The sequence below is a fragment of the Ensifer sp. R-19 genome (genome assembly GCF_049905105.1).
Classification (GTDB): Bacteria; Pseudomonadota; Alphaproteobacteria; order Rhizobiales; family Rhizobiaceae; genus Ensifer.
The window spans coordinates 687491-702730 of sequence record NZ_CP184569.1 but is presented as its reverse complement, the minus strand read 5'-3'; the positions used below and the strand labels follow the sequence as shown (position 1 = coordinate 702730).

General features: G+C 63.4%; 14 protein-coding genes and 1 pseudogene. 9 read left to right on the top strand and 6 right to left on the bottom strand.

Annotated elements, in window-relative coordinates; genetic code table 11:
* Positions 1-2: 2 nt before the first annotated feature.
* A pseudogene (gene tam, locus ACN9MO_RS03290) lies at positions 3-772 on the top strand (trans-aconitate 2-methyltransferase).
* Between the two features lie 12 nt (positions 773-784).
* On the opposite strand, the gene ACN9MO_RS03285 reads toward tam, so the two are convergent.
* Positions 785-1678, bottom strand: a complete 894-nt coding sequence (locus tag ACN9MO_RS03285) for a LysR family transcriptional regulator (protein ID WP_113132819.1) — start codon at positions 1676-1678, stop codon at positions 785-787.
* Positions 1679-1818: 140 nt separating this feature from the next.
* Here ACN9MO_RS03285 and ACN9MO_RS03280 point away from each other — a divergent pair, with 140 nt between their 5' ends.
* From ACN9MO_RS03280 to ACN9MO_RS03270, 3 genes are all read left to right on the top strand, one after another.
* Entirely contained in the window at positions 1819-3000 is a 1182-nt protein-coding gene (locus ACN9MO_RS03280; RefSeq protein ID WP_058325535.1) for an MFS transporter, read from the top strand.
* A 103-nt stretch (positions 3001-3103) separates the two neighbouring features.
* Complete coding sequence (locus tag ACN9MO_RS03275) at positions 3104-3940, top strand: aldo/keto reductase (protein WP_058320335.1); 837 nt, start codon at positions 3104-3106, stop codon at positions 3938-3940.
* A 150-nt stretch (positions 3941-4090) separates the two neighbouring features.
* Positions 4091-5251 carry an MFS transporter gene (locus ACN9MO_RS03270; RefSeq protein ID WP_113132820.1) on the top strand — a complete coding sequence of 387 codons (1161 nt, stop codon included), beginning with the start codon at positions 4091-4093 and terminating at the stop codon, positions 5249-5251.
* Here ACN9MO_RS03270 and ACN9MO_RS03265 read toward each other — a convergent pair.
* Positions 5248-6159: a LysR family transcriptional regulator gene (locus ACN9MO_RS03265; protein WP_113132876.1), complete on the bottom strand. Its 912-nt coding sequence runs from the start codon at positions 6157-6159 to the stop codon at positions 5248-5250. The genes ACN9MO_RS03270 and ACN9MO_RS03265 overlap by 4 nt on opposite strands.
* A 108-nt stretch (positions 6160-6267) precedes the next feature.
* Between ACN9MO_RS03265 and wrbA the strand changes: the two genes are divergently transcribed.
* Positions 6268-6900: an NAD(P)H:quinone oxidoreductase gene (gene wrbA / locus ACN9MO_RS03260; protein ID WP_058320337.1), complete on the top strand. Its 633-nt coding sequence runs from the start codon at positions 6268-6270 to the stop codon at positions 6898-6900.
* Positions 6900-8102 (top strand): CynX/NimT family MFS transporter, encoded by a 1203-nt coding sequence (locus ACN9MO_RS03255; RefSeq protein ID WP_218372958.1) that lies wholly within the window; start codon positions 6900-6902, stop codon positions 8100-8102. The genes wrbA and ACN9MO_RS03255 overlap by 1 nt, the downstream gene beginning before the upstream one ends.
* Before the next feature lie 87 nt (positions 8103-8189).
* Here the strand turns inward: ACN9MO_RS03255 and ACN9MO_RS03250 are convergent, their stop codons facing one another.
* Positions 8190-8582 (bottom strand): DUF2780 domain-containing protein, encoded by a 393-nt coding sequence (locus tag ACN9MO_RS03250; protein ID WP_057250522.1) that lies wholly within the window; start codon positions 8580-8582, stop codon positions 8190-8192.
* A gap of 248 nt (positions 8583-8830) precedes the next feature.
* Here ACN9MO_RS03250 and ACN9MO_RS03245 point away from each other — a divergent pair, with 248 nt between their 5' ends.
* Both ACN9MO_RS03245 and ACN9MO_RS03240 read left to right on the top strand, forming a co-directional pair.
* Positions 8831-10405 (top strand): helicase HerA-like C-terminal domain-containing protein, encoded by a 1575-nt coding sequence (locus tag ACN9MO_RS03245; protein ID WP_057250524.1) that lies wholly within the window; start codon positions 8831-8833, stop codon positions 10403-10405.
* 95 nt (positions 10406-10500) lie between these two features.
* Positions 10501-10713 (top strand): alkylphosphonate utilization protein, encoded by a 213-nt coding sequence (locus ACN9MO_RS03240; RefSeq protein WP_057250526.1) that lies wholly within the window; start codon positions 10501-10503, stop codon positions 10711-10713.
* 132 nt (positions 10714-10845) lie between these two features.
* On the opposite strand, the gene ACN9MO_RS03235 is transcribed toward ACN9MO_RS03240, so the two are convergent.
* Positions 10846-11268, bottom strand: coding sequence for an organic hydroperoxide resistance protein (locus tag ACN9MO_RS03235; protein WP_057250528.1), 423 nt, complete (start codon positions 11266-11268; stop codon positions 10846-10848).
* 114 nt (positions 11269-11382) lie between these two features.
* Between ACN9MO_RS03235 and ACN9MO_RS03230 the strand changes: the two genes are divergently transcribed.
* Positions 11383-11859, top strand: coding sequence for a MarR family transcriptional regulator (locus tag ACN9MO_RS03230; protein ID WP_113132821.1), 477 nt, complete (start codon positions 11383-11385; stop codon positions 11857-11859).
* Positions 11860-11929: 70 nt separating this feature from the next.
* On the opposite strand, the gene ACN9MO_RS03225 is transcribed toward ACN9MO_RS03230, so the two are convergent.
* Together ACN9MO_RS03225 and ACN9MO_RS03220 are read right to left on the bottom strand one after the other, a co-directional pair.
* Positions 11930-12718, bottom strand: coding sequence for a L,D-transpeptidase family protein (locus tag ACN9MO_RS03225; RefSeq protein ID WP_058325530.1), 789 nt, complete (start codon positions 12716-12718; stop codon positions 11930-11932).
* Positions 12719-12862: 144 nt separating this feature from the next.
* Positions 12863-15196 carry a putative bifunctional diguanylate cyclase/phosphodiesterase gene (locus ACN9MO_RS03220; RefSeq protein ID WP_113132822.1) on the bottom strand — a complete coding sequence of 778 codons (2334 nt, stop codon included), beginning with the start codon at positions 15194-15196 and terminating at the stop codon, positions 12863-12865.
* Positions 15197-15240: the final 44 nt, after the last annotated feature.

Genomic DNA, 15240 nt, shown 5'->3' with positions numbered 1-15240 from the left:
CCATGGTCTGGTCGCCTGCGCAGTATCTGAAGTTCGAAGACGAACGCACGCGCCCAGCCAGAGATCTCCTCGCCCAAGTGCCCGAGCTCCCGAAGGCATCGCCTTCGACCTCGGCTGCGGCCCGGGCAACTCCACCGAGCTCATCCGCGACCGGTTTCCCGAGGCCACACTTTCAGGCCTCGACAGCGACGAGAATATGCTCGTTGCGGCGGCGAAGCGGCTGCCGGGCATCACCTTCGAAAAGGCGGATCTCGCAACCTGGGTCCCGCCTGCCGGCGCTTCGCTGTTTTACGGCAACGCTGTCTTTCAATGGCTGCCGAACCACCTCACGATCTTCGAAAGACTGATGGGGGCGCTCGCTTCAGGCGGCACGCTTGCGGTCCAGATGCCGGACAATCTCGGGGAGCTGAGCCATTTGCTGATGGAGGAGACAGCTCGCAGCTCGGCTTTCACTGACGCCTTTGCCGGCAAGACCGTCCGCCGCAATCCCATGCCGGGACCGGCAACCTATGTCGAATGCCTGGCGCCACAGGCCGCCAGCATCGAGGTCTGGCACACGATCTACTACCACCGGCTCGCCAATGCCGAAGCGATCGTCGAATGGGTAAAGGGGACCGGCCTCAGACCTTATCTCGATGCCTTGCCGGAAGATAAACGCGACGCCTTTGCTGCCGACTACACGGACCGGATCCGCGCTGCCTATCCGGCCATGAGCGACGGCAAGGTCCTTCTGCGCTTCCCGAGATTTTTCATCGTCGCGGTGAAGGCTTAGCGCCGGGCGACGCTACATGCGTTCGACCAGGAAATCGATGAAGGCACGGATACGGGCGGCGAGATGCTCATGTCCGGCATAGACGGCGTAGACCGTCTCGATCTCGCCCGACTGATAATATTCGAGCAGCGGCACGAGCGTTCCGGCTTCGAAGTCCGGCTCGACGTGGAAACGGCCGATCCGGCCAACGCCAATGCCGGCAAGGCAAAGCTGGCGGACGATCGAACCGCTCGAGACCTGCATGTTGCCGAAGACCGAGCGCAATTCCGCAGCCGGCTGCCCCGGCATGCGGAACGCCCATTCGTCGACGCTGCGACGGAAATTGAAGCGGATGCAATTGTGACCGTCGAGTTCATCGGGCGTATTCGGTGTCCCGTGCCTTTCCAGATAGGCGGGCGATGCGATCACGACCGGACGGCTTTCCATGAGCTTGCGTGCCTTTAGGGATGAATCGCGCAGCGGGCCGGTGCGGATCGCCACGTCGGCGCGCTCGCCGACGACGTCGATCATGCTGTCGGTCAGCGTCAGATCAAGCTGCACCTCCGGATAGCGGGCGAGGAACTCTGGTGCGAGCGGCATGATGTAGCGCTCGCCAAAGCCGACCGCGGCGTTCACCCGCAACAGCCCGCGCGGCGTCATGCGGCCGCCGGCAGCGACCAGTTGTTCGGTCTCTGCGATTTCCGTGAGAATCCGCTGGGCGCGTTGCAGATAGACTTCCCCCTCCGGCGTCAGTTGCAGCGTCCGGGTCGAACGCACGAGAAGCCGCGTGCCCAACCGGTCCTCGATGCGGGTCAACAGTTTGCTGACTGCCGACGGCGAAAGCTTCAGGCGCCGCGCAGCGGCCGAAAAGCTGCGGGTCTCCGAAACGGCAACGAAGACCTCCATTTCACCCGCCCGATTGTCCATGCATCACCTTTGAATCAAATTCACAGTCCTTTGTACCATTATGCTGATTATCATGATGAGTGCCAAGGCTCATATTCCGCCCGACTTCAACAACAACCAACGCGCCCGGTTCCTCCCAGCCGGGTGGGAAAGGTCTCGTCGTGCCTATTGCTATCCTTGCGCTGACGATCGCGGCCTATGCGATCGGAACAACGGAATTCGTGATCGTCGGTCTGCTGCCGACGGTCGCCACCGACCTCAATGTCACCCTGCCGCTCGCCGGCCTGATCGTCAGCGTCTATGCGCTCGGCGTCACCTTCGGCGCGCCGGTGCTGACGGCGCTCACCGGCCGGATCGAGCGCAAGCCGCTCCTGATCGGCCTGATGGCGCTGTTCATCGTCGGCAATGCTGCGGCCGCCCTGTCGCCGAGCTACGAACCGCTTCTCATTGCGCGGGTCATCTCCGCCTTTGCCCATGGCGTGTTCTTCTCGGTCGGCTCGACCATCGCTGCCGACCTCGTTCCGGAAGACCGGCGCGCATCGGCCATCGCCATGATGTTCATGGGCCTCACCGTCGCGATCGTCACCGGCGTGCCGCTCGGTACCTGGATCGGCCAGACCTTCGGCTGGCGCGCCACCTTCTGGGCCGTGACCGGTCTCGGCGTCATCGCGCTCACCGCGATCGTCGCCCTGCTGCCGAACACGCTCTCCAAGGCCCCGCCGGCCAAGCTTATCGACCAGGTGCGCGTGCTCGGGTCCGGCCGACTGCTGATCGTCTTTGCCATGACCGCGCTCGGCTACGGCGGCACCTTCGTCGCCTTCACCTTCCTCGCACCGATCCTGCAGGACATCACCGGTTTCTCGGAAGGCGCCGTCAGCCTGATCCTCGTGCTCTATGGCGTTGCGATCGCCATCGGCAACATTGCCGGCGGCAAGATCGCCAACCGCGATCCGGTCAAGGCGCTTATCGGCCTGTTTCTGGCCCAAGCGGCCGTGCTGGTGCTCTTCACCTTCACGGCCCCCTCGCCGGTCCTGACGCTGGTGACGCTCGCCGCGCTCGGCTTCCTGTCCTTCGCCAATGTGCCTGGCCTGCAGCTCTATGTCGTGCAGCTTGCCAAGCAGTACCGGCCGGGCGCCGTCGATGTCGCCTCGGCGCTGAATATCGCCGCCTTCAACCTCGGCATTGCCGTCGGTGCCTGGCTCGGTGGCTTGATCGTCGCCTCACCGCTCGGTCTCGGCATGACGCCCGTCATCGGCGCCCTGCTTGTCGCCGCCGCGCTGCTGCTCACGCTTTTGAGCGGCGTTCTTGATCGTCGGGCCGGCGCCGCCTACCAACCGGCTTGAACCGCCGCCCCTGAGGACCACCTATAGATCGTTCCTTTCTCGCCCGGCCATCCGGCCGGGCGCTCGCCAAGTACAGCAGGTCAAGTACAAGGAGTTACCCACCATGCATTCCGTCAATTCAAACGGTGCCAACATCCCGGCGCTCGGCTTCGGTACCTTCCGCATGCCCGGCGCCGACGTGCTGCGGGTGCTGCCGGAAGCGCTCAAGCTCGGCTTCCACCATGTCGACACGGCCCAGATCTACGGCAACGAGGCCGAGGTCGGCGAAGCCATCCACAATTCCGGCGTGTCGCGCGCCGACATCTTCCTCACCACCAAGGTCTGGGTCGACAAATATGCGCATCGCGACTTCCTCGCCTCGGTCGACGAGAGCCTGAAAAAGCTGAGGACCGACCATGTCGACCTGCTTCTCCTGCACTGGCCGGGCGGCAGTGACGTGCCGATGGCCGAGCGCATCGGCGCCCTCAACGAGGTACAGAAGGCCGGCAAGGTCCGTCATATCGGCGTCAGCAACTTCAACACGGCACAGATGGAAGAAGCGGTGAAGCTCAGCGACGCCCCGATCGCCACCAACCAGGTCGAATACCATCCCTATCTCGACCAGACCAAGGTGCTCGAGATCGCGCGCAAGCACGGCATGTCGATCACTGCCTACTACGCGATGGCGAACGGCAAGGTCCCGAACGATCCGCTGCTGAAGGAGATCGGCGCACGCCACGGCAAGACGGCCGCCCAGGTGGTGCTGCGCTGGCTGGTGCAGCAGAAGGACGTGATCACGCTTTCCAAGACCGCGACGATCGATCGGTTGAAGGAAAACTTCGCGATCTTCGACTTCGCGCTCGGCGACGGCGAGATGGCAGAGATCCACGCGCTTGCCCGCCCCGACGGTCGCATCGTCAATCCGGAAGGTCTGGCTCCGGTCTGGGACAAGGCCGCCTGATCTACTCTCTTGTAGTGGAGCGGGATGCGGGCGGAAAACCGCTCACACTTTTCCTCATCCCGCTCCGCCATTTCGCCGCCGGCCAATTCCCAGCCGGCGGCGGATACGATATGGACATGCCCCGCAGACACCGATCAGAGGGAGGGGGCGATGTCTTTGCATGAGGCGCAGACGAGCGATTTCGCTCCCGATTGGCCGGCGATCATCGCCGTCGTCCTGGGGGTCACCGCCTTCTCGGTGGCGCAGGGGCTCACCTATCCGCTGATCTCGCTTTCGCTTGAAAGCCGTGGCGTCTCTGCCGGAATGATCGGCCTCAATGCCATGGGCTTTGCCGCCGGTCTCGGCGTGGCGACCCTGCTTCTCGGCCGGTTGACGCGGCTTACCTCCGCCGACCGGCTGATCATCGCCAGTCTCTGCGGCTGCTCCATCTGCCTCGCGACGCTTGCCTCGACGTCAGAGCTTCCCATCTGGTTTATCGCCCGCTTCGCCCTCGGCTTCTTCGTCAGCATGGTGTTCATGCTCGGCGAAGCCTGGCTGAATACGGCCTGTCCCGACCGGCTGCGCGGTCGCGTTTCCGGCCTTTACGGCGCCGGCATGTGCGGCGGCTTTGCCGCCGGTCCGCTGGCGATCCCGTTGCTCGGCACCAGCGGCGGCCTCGGCTTTGCGCTGCTGGCGATCTATATCGCGCTCGTCGCCTTCCTCACCGGGCTCCTGACCATGGGCGCACGCACGCGCCCCGAACCTTCCTCGACACGCGACCTCTTCGCCTTCTTCAAGAAGGCACCGATGCTGATCCTCATGGTGCTGATCTTCGGCTTTGCCGATATCGCAGCGATCTCCGCCATGCCGGTCTACTTCGTCAAGACGGGCCACAGTCAGGCCTTTGCCGCGCTCAGCGTGACGGCGCTTGCGATCCCGACCGCGCTGGCGCAGCCCTTCATCGGCGTGCTTCTCGACCGGCTGCCGCGCCCCCGCGTGGCGATCTCAGCAGCCGCCGTCGCCGCCACCGGTTACCTTCTGGTGCCGTTCCTGTCTTCGAACGTGGCGTTGCTGCTAACATTCGCCTTCATCGGCGCCGCCAGCTTCGCGCTCTACACCGCCGCCCTGACGATGCTTGGCGAAGAATATCGTGGCAGCATGCTCGTTGCTGGCAGTGCCGCCTTCTCGCTCGCCTATGCCGCCGGCAGCGCTGCAGGGTCGGGCGCCACCGGCGCGCTGATGAACTTCATCGACCCTATCGCCGGCCCGCTCGGCGTGGGCGCCGTCCTCGTCATCTTCACGCTGATGTTTGCAGTGGCAGGGCGCCGTTAGGCCTCGGCGCAGCGCAAGGCAAGCGCCTCACCGAAAACACGGGCAGCCGGCCCGAGCGGCTCATCGATCCGATGCACGAGATAGGCCTCGGCACCGACCTGACTGTTGCGGCCAAGGGCCGTCGTCGGCATGCGCACCAGCCGGCCCTCTTCGAGATCCCGCTCCACCTGCCAGAGCGGCAGCCGGCCCCAACCGAGACCGGCGCGGATCATCGCATGTTTCGTATCCTGGCTGCTGACGCGACATGTCTGCGGCGAGAGCACGCCGAAATCCCGCCCCACCGTGCGCTGCGACGGATCGGACTGCACGATCTGAAGGTGGTCGGCAAGCGCGGCATTTTCGAGTGCGCCATCGCCGGCACTCAGCCCCAGAGGATGATGCGCGGCAACGACCGCAACGATCTGAACCGTCGAAAGCGCCTGGCGGGCGATTGCCGGATCGCGGAAATCTTCGCCGACCATGATGCCGAGGGTGAAGCGGCGTTCGACGAGGCCATCCAGCGGTCCGCCCAGCGGTGAAACCGCAAGCCTGATCGAAACATTGGGGTAGATCGTCCGCATCTCGTTCAGGGCCAACCCGACCGTCTCGATCGGGAAGAGCGTGTCGACGATCACGGAAAGCTCCAACTCGATGCCCTCGCCAAGCCCGCGCGCGCGGGCCCGCATAGCGTCCACCCGCAGCAGGATATCGCGGGCATTGGCAAGCAGCGCCTGCCCTTCCTGTGTCAACACCGGTCTGTGTCCGGAACGGTCGAATAGGGCGACGCCAAGCTCCGCCTCGAGATTGGCGATGGCGTGGCTGACCGCAGACTGCACGCGTGAGAGTTTCGCGGCACCCGCACGGAAACTCCCGCTTTCGGCGACGGTCACGAAGGTCCGCATCTGATCGAGTGTCAGGGCATCCAGCATGATCGATTCCATAGATCAACTTGATGAAATTTATATCACTTCAACAGATCATGGAAAGCATCCATCTTCTTTTCCGAACAGCAAGTGCTCAGCAGGAAGGAAGGCCCGATGGCCAGGATACTCGTGCTCTACTACTCATCCTACGGTCATATCGAGACGATGGCGGGGGCGGTTGCCGAGGGCGCGCGCGCCGCGGGCGCCACCGCCGTGCTCAAGCGGGTGCCCGAAATCGTGCCGGAAGCCGTTGCCATCAAGGCGGGCTACAAACGCGCTCAGGACGCGCCGGTCGCGACCGTCGCGGAACTGCCGGACTATGACGCGATCATCATCGGCACGCCGACACGCTTCGGCAACATGGCCGCGCAGATGAAAAACTTCCTCGATCAGGCGGGCGGTATCTGGGCGCGCGACGCCTTGGTCGGCCGCATCGGCAGCGTCTTCACCTCGACCGGAAGCCAGCATGGCGGCCAGGAATCGACGATCCTCGCCACCCATACCGTGCTTCTCCATCTCGGCATGGTGATTGCCGGCCTACCCTACAGCTTCAAGGGTCAGATGCGCATGGACGAAATCACCGGCGGCTCGCCCTACGGCGCCTCGACGCTCGCCGACGACGGCAACGGCGGCGACCGTCGGCCAAGCGCCAACGAGCTGGAAGGCGCACGCTTCCAGGGCCGCCACGTCGCAGACCTGGCGGCGGCGCTGGTCGCCGGTCGTGCGCGCGTTGCGGAGCTTGCCTGATGGCCACGGCCACAACCTTCGTTCGGGAGAGAACAGATTGGGCGGGCGTGATGACGGTTGTTGCCGCCGGCGTGGTCGCGGCCATGCAGGTCGGCAAGGGGCTGATTGCCGGTCCGTTGCTTCAGTCCGACCTCGGGCTCGATCTCCCCGCCCTCGGCTGGATCACCTCGGTCTTCGCCATCGTCGGCGTCGTCGGCGGCATGACGGCGGGCGCGTTCGTCGCGTCGGCCGGCGATCGGCGCCTGCTCGCCATCGGGATGGCCATGTTGGCCCTCGGCTCCTTCGGTGGAGCGGCCAGCCACGCCTTCGCGCTGCTTCTTCTGTCACGCATCGTCGAGGGCTTCGGGTTCCTGCTCGTCGTCGTCGCCGGTCCGGCCATCCTGATGCGCCTGGTGACATCGGATCGCCGCGACCTCGTCTTTTCGCTCTGGAGCTGCTTCATGCCCGCGGGCATGGCGGTCGCGATGTTGACCGGGCCACTTTTTGCCGATTGGCAAGCGATCTGGCGGAGCAACGGGCTGATCACGCTGGCAAGCCTGGTTTCCATCTTCCTGGCCGTGTCGCCGTCTCGGGAAACATCCAGCATCGCCGCCAGCTTCCGGGATGATGCGACCGAAACGCTTACAAGCCGCGGCCCGGTGCTGCTCTTCGTTCTATTTTCGCTCTACAGCCTGATGAGCTTCACGCTTTCCAGCTTCCTGCCGATCCTGTTGGTCCAGCGTATGCACGTCTCGCTCGGGACCGTCGGCCTCCTCAGCGCCATCATCACACTGGTGAACGTCATCGGCAATCTTGCCGCCGGCCATCTGCTGTCTCGCGGCTTTGCCCGCGGCCGGTTGATCGCCAGCGCTGCCTTGCTGACAGGTGTGTTCGGCCTTTGGATCTTCCTGAGCCAGTCAGGCGGAAATCTGATCTTCGGACTTTGCGTGCTGTTTTCCGCGATCGGCGGCCTGATCCCCGCCACGCTGATCTCGTCGGTGCCGATCCTGTCGCCGCGTCCGGCGCTTGCGCCGTTGGCAATGGGGCTGCTGATGCAGGGCAGCAATCTGGGGCAGCTCGTCGGGCCGGTCGCGGTCGGAACGGCGATCGAACGCTACGGCTGGTCCTCGGGCGCGGCCTTCATCGGCGTCGGCGCCCTTCTCTGCATCGTGCTTGCAAACACACTGGAGCAGGCCCTGCGAAGCAAGGCCCAACGGCGATGATGGCCTGCATGCAAAGAGCGAATCGCAAAGAAAAACCCACCGGCGGCAAACCGGTGGGTTCGGCATTTCCGGCGAATTGTCCGCGGATCAGACGAACTGGCTGAGGCCCGGAACCGAGGCGACGACTTCGTCGACCACTTCATCGCCTGCCTTTTCCTTGGCAAACGCGATGGTCTCCTTGGCGAGCGAGGTGATTTCGCCCATGCCGAGACCCTGGCTCATCAGCTGCTGGCCGAGCGCCATGACGCCGCCACCGCCGATGGCCGACATCAGGCCGCCGAGCAGACCGCCACCACCCGTGCCTTCGCCATTGTACTGGGCGATGAGCTCGGAGGCGCCCGGAATCGCTTCGATCATCTGGGCAACCGGGCCGTCAGCGGCTTCGCGCTGCAGGAAGCCGAGGATCATGCCGACAGCCTTTTCGGCCGTCGCCGGCTCGATGCCGACATTCTCAGCGACGCGCGTGACCAGTTCATTCATGGAAAAACTCCCTCACTTGGATTTTTGACGTTGACGTCAAGGTAAATGATCGCCCACCAAATAACAAGCCGTGAGCAGTGACTATCGGCCCGTCGATACCGCCGCTTTCCGGTCGCGGGTGGGCACAGCATTGTTGCCGGGCGCAACCGCAGCACCTATAACAGAAAACCAGGCACATTTCGATGACGGGCACTTGCGATCAACCGCGAACCGCCCGCTTTCATTGATGAAACGGAGATGAAGCCCACATGTTGGAAGAAGGCAAGCTCTTTATCGGCACCAGCCGCAAGCCTGATGATTCGATCAACAAGGGCGAGTATCTGGAGCTGAAGTTCGGCAACCGCCATGGCCTGATCACCGGCGCCACCGGAACCGGCAAGACCATCACCTTGCAGGTCCTCGCCGAAGGTTTTGCCAATGCCGGCGTCCCCGTCTTCTGCGCCGACGTCAAGGGCGATCTCTCCGGCATCGGCGCGATCGGCGAGCCCAAGGATTTCATCCTGAAGCGCGCCGAGCAGATCGGCCTGCCGACGAACCCTTACGAGTTCCAGGAATTCCCGGTCATCTTTTGGGATCTCTACGGCGAAAAGGGCCACCGCGTCCGCACCACCATGTCGGAAATGGGCCCCCTGCTCCTCTCACGGCTGATGAACGCGACCGATGCGCAGGAGGGCGTGCTCAACATCGCCTTCAAGATCGCCGACGAGGGCGGCCTGCCGCTGCTCGACCTGAAAGACCTGCAGGCGCTGCTCAACTACATGGGCGACAATGCCAGCGCGCTTTCCAATCAGTTCGGTTTCATCTCCAAGGCCTCGGTCGGCTCGATCCAACGCGAACTCCTGATCCTCGAGCAGCAGGGCGCCGAGCACTTCTTCGGTGAGCCGGCGCTGAAGATCACCGACATCATGCGCACGACCAATGACGGGCGCGGCGCGATCTCGGTGCTGGCGGCCGACAAGCTGATGATGAACCCGCGGCTCTACGCGACCTTCCTGCTTTGGCTGCTTTCGGAGCTGTTCGAGGAACTGCCCGAGGTGGGCGATCCGGACAAGCCGAAGCTGGTGTTCTTCTTCGACGAGGCGCATCTGCTTTTCAACGATGCGCCGAAGGTGCTGACGGAGCGCGTCGAACAGGTCGTGCGCCTGATCCGCTCCAAGGGCGTCGGCGTCTACTTCGTCACGCAAAACCCGCTCGACGTGCCGGAAACGATCCTCGGCCAGCTCGGCAACCGCGTTCAGCACGCGCTGCGCGCCTATACGCCGCGCGACCAGAAGGCGGTCAAGACGGCCGCCGACACCTTCCGCCCGAACCCGGACTTCGACTGCGCCACCGTGATCACCAATCTCGGCACCGGCGAGGCGCTGGTCTCGACGCTCGAAGGCAAGGGCGCGCCGTCGATGGTCGAGCGCACGCTGGTGCGCCCGCCGCAATCGCGCGTCGGTCCGCTGACCGAGGCCGAGCGGCAAAAGGTAATGGATGTGAGCCCGGTCCGCGGTCTCTATGACGAAGATTTCGACCGCGAATCGGCCTATGAGATGCTGACCGCGCGCGCCAAGAAGACGGCCGAAGCGCAGGCGCAAGCACAAGAACAGGCCGAACAGCAGACAACGGAAGCGAATACCGGCGGCAGCCGCTGGACGCTGCCCGGCTTCGGCGACGACGAGGCGGCGGCACCAGCGGGCAAGCAGGCGCGGCCACGCAGCTCCGGCTACCAGCGCGAGACGGTCGTCGAAGCCGCGATGAAATCGGTTGCTCGCACCGTCGCGACCCAGGTCGGCCGCGCCCTGGTGCGCGGCATCCTCGGCAGCCTCAGCCGACGCTGAACATAGCCGCGGCAACCGGCAATGCTTGAGGTCGATATTTTGCCCGCGCCCTGATTTCGATCGAGGCGCGTCGTTATTTTGAAAGGAACATTCGCATGGACGTTAAGGATTCGAACGGCGCCATCCTCCAGGACGGCGACAACGTTACCCTGATCAAGGATCTGAAGGTCAAGGGCACCTCTACGACGCTGAAGCGCGGCACGATGGTCAAGGGTATTCGCCTCACCGACAACCCTGACGAAGTCGAATGCCGGGTGGAGAAGATCAAGGGCCTGGTGCTGCGCACCGAGTTTCTGAAGAAGGCATAGCCCACGGCCGACGGCCTTCTCCGTCGGCAGCCACCTGATGCAGCGCCCGCGTGGAACATCATTATCCCTGACAACACAAAAGCCCGGCGGAACGATCCGCCGGGCTTTTGGATTCCGACTGGAATTCAAATATCAGGCGACCGTCAGCTTGACGTCGATATTGCCCTTGGTCGCGTGGCTATAGGGGCAAACGATATGCGCCTTCTGGACGAGGTCTTCGAGAACCGCCTTGTCGACGCCCGGAGACGTAATCTCGAGCGCGGCATCGATACCGAAGCCGGTGCCATCTTCGCGCGGACCAATGCCGACTGTTCCCGTCACTTTCGTGTCTTCCGGAAGCTTTACCTTCTCCTTGCCGGCGACGAACTTCAGGGCGCCGAGGAAGCAGGCCGAGTAGCCGGCGGCAAAGAGCTGTTCAGGATTGGTGCCGCGGGCGCCGTCGCCGCCAAGTTCCTTCGGCACAGTAAGGGTGACATCGAGAACGCCATCGGCGCTCTTGGCCTGGCCAGCACGGCCACCGGTTGCGGATGCAGTGGTGCGGTAGAGAATAGGCATTGGCGGTCTCCTTTGCGTTTCCAAGTGGATGAGGGTTAGATAGCGCAAAATTCAATTGCGTGCAAATTAATTTTGCAAATTGCATTTTCGCCCTGTTTTTGCGAGAATGCGACCATGGCAAACAAAGCGGCACATATAGATACCATTCCGGAGGAGGCGCTGTCGCTCGGCAAGCAGCTCTGCTTTGCCGTCTATTCGGCGGCGCATGCCTTCAATCGTGCCTACAAGCCGCTGCTCGATCGTTTCGGCCTCACCTACCCGCAATATCTCGTGCTGCTTGCGCTATGGCAACAGGACGAAAAGACGGTGAAGCGCATTGGCGAGGAGATAGGGCTCGATTCCGGAACGCTGTCGCCGCTTCTGAAACGCCTGGAGGCAGCCGGCTTTGTCGCGCGCCAGCGCGACCCAGGTGACGAGCGACAGGTAATCGTTCGCCTCACGGAGAAAGGCCGCGATTTGAAAAGCGAGGCCTTCGGTATTCTCATAGATATCGGCAAGGCTTCAGGCTGCAGCCTGGAAGAAGCGGGCGAAATCCGCGAGACGCTGCATCAGTTGACGCGGCAGCTCAATTCCGGCCACGGCGCGGACTGACTGCAACCGGATTTGCAGAGGCCGCCCCTCGTGACTGGAGGGATGCCGCGAGCGACGACGCCCGTGGTTGTTAGATGACGAGGATCGGCGCCTTGCCACGCACGCGATCGTAGAGGTCCATGACATCCTGGTTGAGCATGCGAACGCAGCCGGACGAGACGGCCTTGCCGATCGACTTCCATTCCGGCGTTCCGTGGACGCGGTAGAGCGTGTCCTGACCATTCTGGAAGATGTAGAGAGCGCGTGAACCGAGCGGGTTGTTGAGGCCCGGCGCCATGCCGCCGTTCTTGGCCGAATAGGGTTTCAGCTGCGGCTGGCGGGCGACCATGCTGTCCGGCGGGGTCCAGCGCGGCCACTTCTGCTTCCACTGGATGACGCCGCGGCCCGACCAGGCGAAACCTTCACGGCCGAGGCCGACGCCGTAGCGCAGTGCCTGGCCGCCCGGCTGGATCAGATAGAGGTAGCGGTCGCCGGTATCGACAACGATCGTTCCCGGCTGTTCGCCAAAGGGATCGCTGACCTCCTGACGATAGAAACGTGCATCGATCTGACGGAACGGTACCTCCGGCACCTGATAGCCGCCGTCGTACATGGAGGCATAAATGTCCGAAACATAGAGGCCCTGCGGCGGCAGACCGGTCGGAACTGGCCCTGGGCCATCCTGTCTTTCATAGATGCCTTCCGCGCGCGGATCGGTAAAGCGTCCTTCGAGCGCAGGATTGCGGAACACAGGCGCCGTCTCATAGCGGAAGACGTCCGTGTTCATCGAGGAGGTGCAGCCTGCAAGACCGGCGGAGGCAAGAGCCAATCCGGACGAGCGGAGAAACTGACGGCGGGAGAAGACGACTGAAGAGGACATCGAACTCTGAAGGGCTTGAGTGCGGCCTGAGGAGTGCTGCATGAAATTGCTTAACGAAATACTACGCACAGCCCCTCGGAATGGGGCGATGCTTGCATTTCCGGCTGGACCGAAGCTTGCGTCTTGGCGTGAAACGAAGAGAACTCAGACGCTGTGAGCGTTGAAACGTGGCTGGCGCATCAGTGTTTCAAAATCCGGCGCGGAGAGCGGCCGGCTGAAGAAATAGCCTTGGATCTCGTCACAGCCGCTCTGGCGCAGGAACTCGACCTGGGCCTGGTTTTCCACACCTTCGGCGATGACGCGCAGGCCAAGATTTTGGGCGAGTGAGATGATCGCCGCGGTGATCGCGTTGTCGTCGAGATCGACAGGAATATCCGCAACGAAGGACCGGTCGATCTTAAGGCGGCGCACCGGGAAGCGCTTCAAGGCGCTGAGGCTAGAATAGCCGGTGCCGAAATCGTCGATTGCCAGGTGCACGCCGATCGCCTGCAGCTCATGCATGGTGGCAATCGCCCCCGGCACGTCCTGCATGATCAGGCTTTCCGTCAGCTCGAGCTCGAGACAGCAGGGCTCAAGCCCGGTTTCGGCGAGAATTGCCGCCACGTGACCTGCCCAGTTGCGCTCGCGGAACTGGCGCGCCGAAACGTTGACGCTGACGATCAGCGGCGGCAGGCCGTCATCCTGCCAGTCCTTGGCCTGGCGGCAAGCGGCGCGCAGCACCCAGTCACCGATCGGCACGATCAGCCCGGTTTCTTCGGCAAGCGGAATGAACTCGGCCGGCGAAACCGTGCCGCGCTCTGGATGACGCCAACGAAGCAAGGCTTCGGCTGCGAAAACGCGGCCATTCGCAAGGTTCATCTGCGGCTGGAACTGCAGAAAGAATTCTTCATGTGCCAGCGCCCTGCGCAGCTCCTCCTGCTGACGCAGCTTCTCGTGCGCCTTGGCGGCCATTTCCTCGGTGAAGACCTGCAGATTGTTGCGCCCGAGCTCCTTGGCCCGATACATCGCCATGTCGGCATTGGCGAGCAGCTCGCCGACGGTCTTGCCCTGATTGGGAAAGCAGGCGACGCCCATGCTGCAGGTGACTTGCAGGCTTCGGCCCTCGATCTGCATCGGCCCCGCGATGGCGCGGCGAATATCTTCAAGCCTTGCCAGCACGACATCCCGTTCGCAGGGAAGGCCGTTCAGAAGCAGAATGAATTCGTCGCCGCCGACACGCACGACCATATCCGACTTGCGCACCGACGAGCGCATGCGGGAGGCGGTGACCTTCAACAGCTCGTCGCCGGCCGCATGGCCGAGCGTATCGTTGACCAGCTTGAAATTATCGAGATCGAGGAAGGCGAGCACCGCCCATTGACCGGTGCCGCGCAGGGCCTCCAGCGCCTCGGCGACCTGCTCCTCGAACAGCGCCCGGTTGGGCAGGCCCGTCAGCGCATCATGATGCGCCATGAAACTGATACGGTCCTCCGCGTGCTTGCGCTCGATTGCAATACCGGCGAGATGCGTCGCCATCGCAATCAGCTCCTTCTGCCCTTCATTGGGAACGCAAACCGCGCCGGAATAGAGCGCAAATGTGCCAAGCACCTTGCGGTCGCGCGAATGGACGGGAGTCGACCAGCAGGAGCGGAAACCATAGGGTCGAACGAGCTCGCGATAATCGTCCCAGAGAGGATCGGCGAGAATGTCCGAGACGATCACCTGTTCGCCGCGCCAGGCCGCCGTGCCGCAGGAGCCCATGTGAGGGCCGATCTCGACGCCATGGATCGTCGCGCAATAGCTCTCGTCGAGGCTTGGTGCCGCGCCATGGAACAGGTGGCGGCCATCGGCCGACAGCAACAGCACCGACCCCTTGATGCCAGGCATCAGCGCCTCGATCAGCAGGATCATGTCGCGGAAGAATTCGTCGAGCGGTCGGCTGTTGGCGATCATTTCCAGTAGGCGGGCCTGCCCTTCGAGCAGGCGTTCGGCCGCCTTTCTGTCGGAGATATCGCGCGACACGCCGACGACGCCGACAATCTCGCCGCGCTTGTTGCGCAGCGGCACCTTGGAGGTCATCAGCCAGCGGTCGCGGCCCTTGCTGACGATCGCCCGTTCCTCGATGCCGAAAATCGGTTCGCCGGTTTCGATGACGCGGCGCTCGATGTCGGCGATCGCCTGTGCCATGTGCGGCGGATGGAGATCGAAGTCGGTCTTGCCGACGATATCCTTGAGACCTTCCAGGCCGTTGTCGGCAACAGTCACCTGGTTGGCGATGAGGAACCGCCCTTCGACATCCTTGGCATAGATGTAGTCGGGCACATGGTTGATCATCGTCTCCAACCAGTAGTGGCGGTCGGCGATGTCGGGTTCGGTCGGAAAGATCCGCGCAACTTCTTCCGCCAGCCGATGGCTGGCATCGATCAGGCGACGTGTATCCTCGTTGCCGCCAGCATTTAAGGCGGCATATCGCGGATTGCGAGACGTGTTCTTCGCCAAGCAAGGCCTCCCGACGCGCTCAGCCGCGTCGCTGGTCGATCTTT

Bases quoted from the DNA above. Each gene is read 5' to 3' on its own strand.
- ACN9MO_RS03225 (WP_058325530.1), bottom strand. From the start codon at position 12,718: ATGTCCTCTTCAGTCGTCTTCTCCCGCCGTCAGTTTCTCCGCTCGTCC.
- ACN9MO_RS03285 (WP_113132819.1), bottom strand. From the start codon at position 1,678: ATGGACAATCGGGCGGGTGAAATGGAGGTCTTCGTTGCCGTTTCGGAG.
- ACN9MO_RS03275 (WP_058320335.1), top strand. From the start codon at position 3,104: ATGCATTCCGTCAATTCAAACGGTGCCAACATCCCGGCGCTCGGCTTC.
- ACN9MO_RS03265 (WP_113132876.1), bottom strand. From the start codon at position 6,159: ATGCTGGATGCCCTGACACTCGATCAGATGCGGACCTTCGTGACCGTC.
- ACN9MO_RS03250 (WP_057250522.1), bottom strand. From the start codon at position 8,582: ATGAATGAACTGGTCACGCGCGTCGCTGAGAATGTCGGCATCGAGCCG.
- ACN9MO_RS03270 (WP_113132820.1), top strand. From the start codon at position 4,091: ATGTCTTTGCATGAGGCGCAGACGAGCGATTTCGCTCCCGATTGGCCG.
- wrbA (WP_058320337.1), top strand. From the start codon at position 6,268: ATGGCCAGGATACTCGTGCTCTACTACTCATCCTACGGTCATATCGAG.
- ACN9MO_RS03255 (WP_218372958.1), top strand. From the start codon at position 6,900: ATGGCCACGGCCACAACCTTCGTTCGGGAGAGAACAGATTGGGCGGGC.
- ACN9MO_RS03240 (WP_057250526.1), top strand. From the start codon at position 10,501: ATGGACGTTAAGGATTCGAACGGCGCCATCCTCCAGGACGGCGACAAC.
- ACN9MO_RS03235 (WP_057250528.1), bottom strand. From the start codon at position 11,268: ATGCCTATTCTCTACCGCACCACTGCATCCGCAACCGGTGGCCGTGCT.
- ACN9MO_RS03245 (WP_057250524.1), top strand. From the start codon at position 8,831: ATGTTGGAAGAAGGCAAGCTCTTTATCGGCACCAGCCGCAAGCCTGAT.
- ACN9MO_RS03230 (WP_113132821.1), top strand. From the start codon at position 11,383: ATGGCAAACAAAGCGGCACATATAGATACCATTCCGGAGGAGGCGCTG.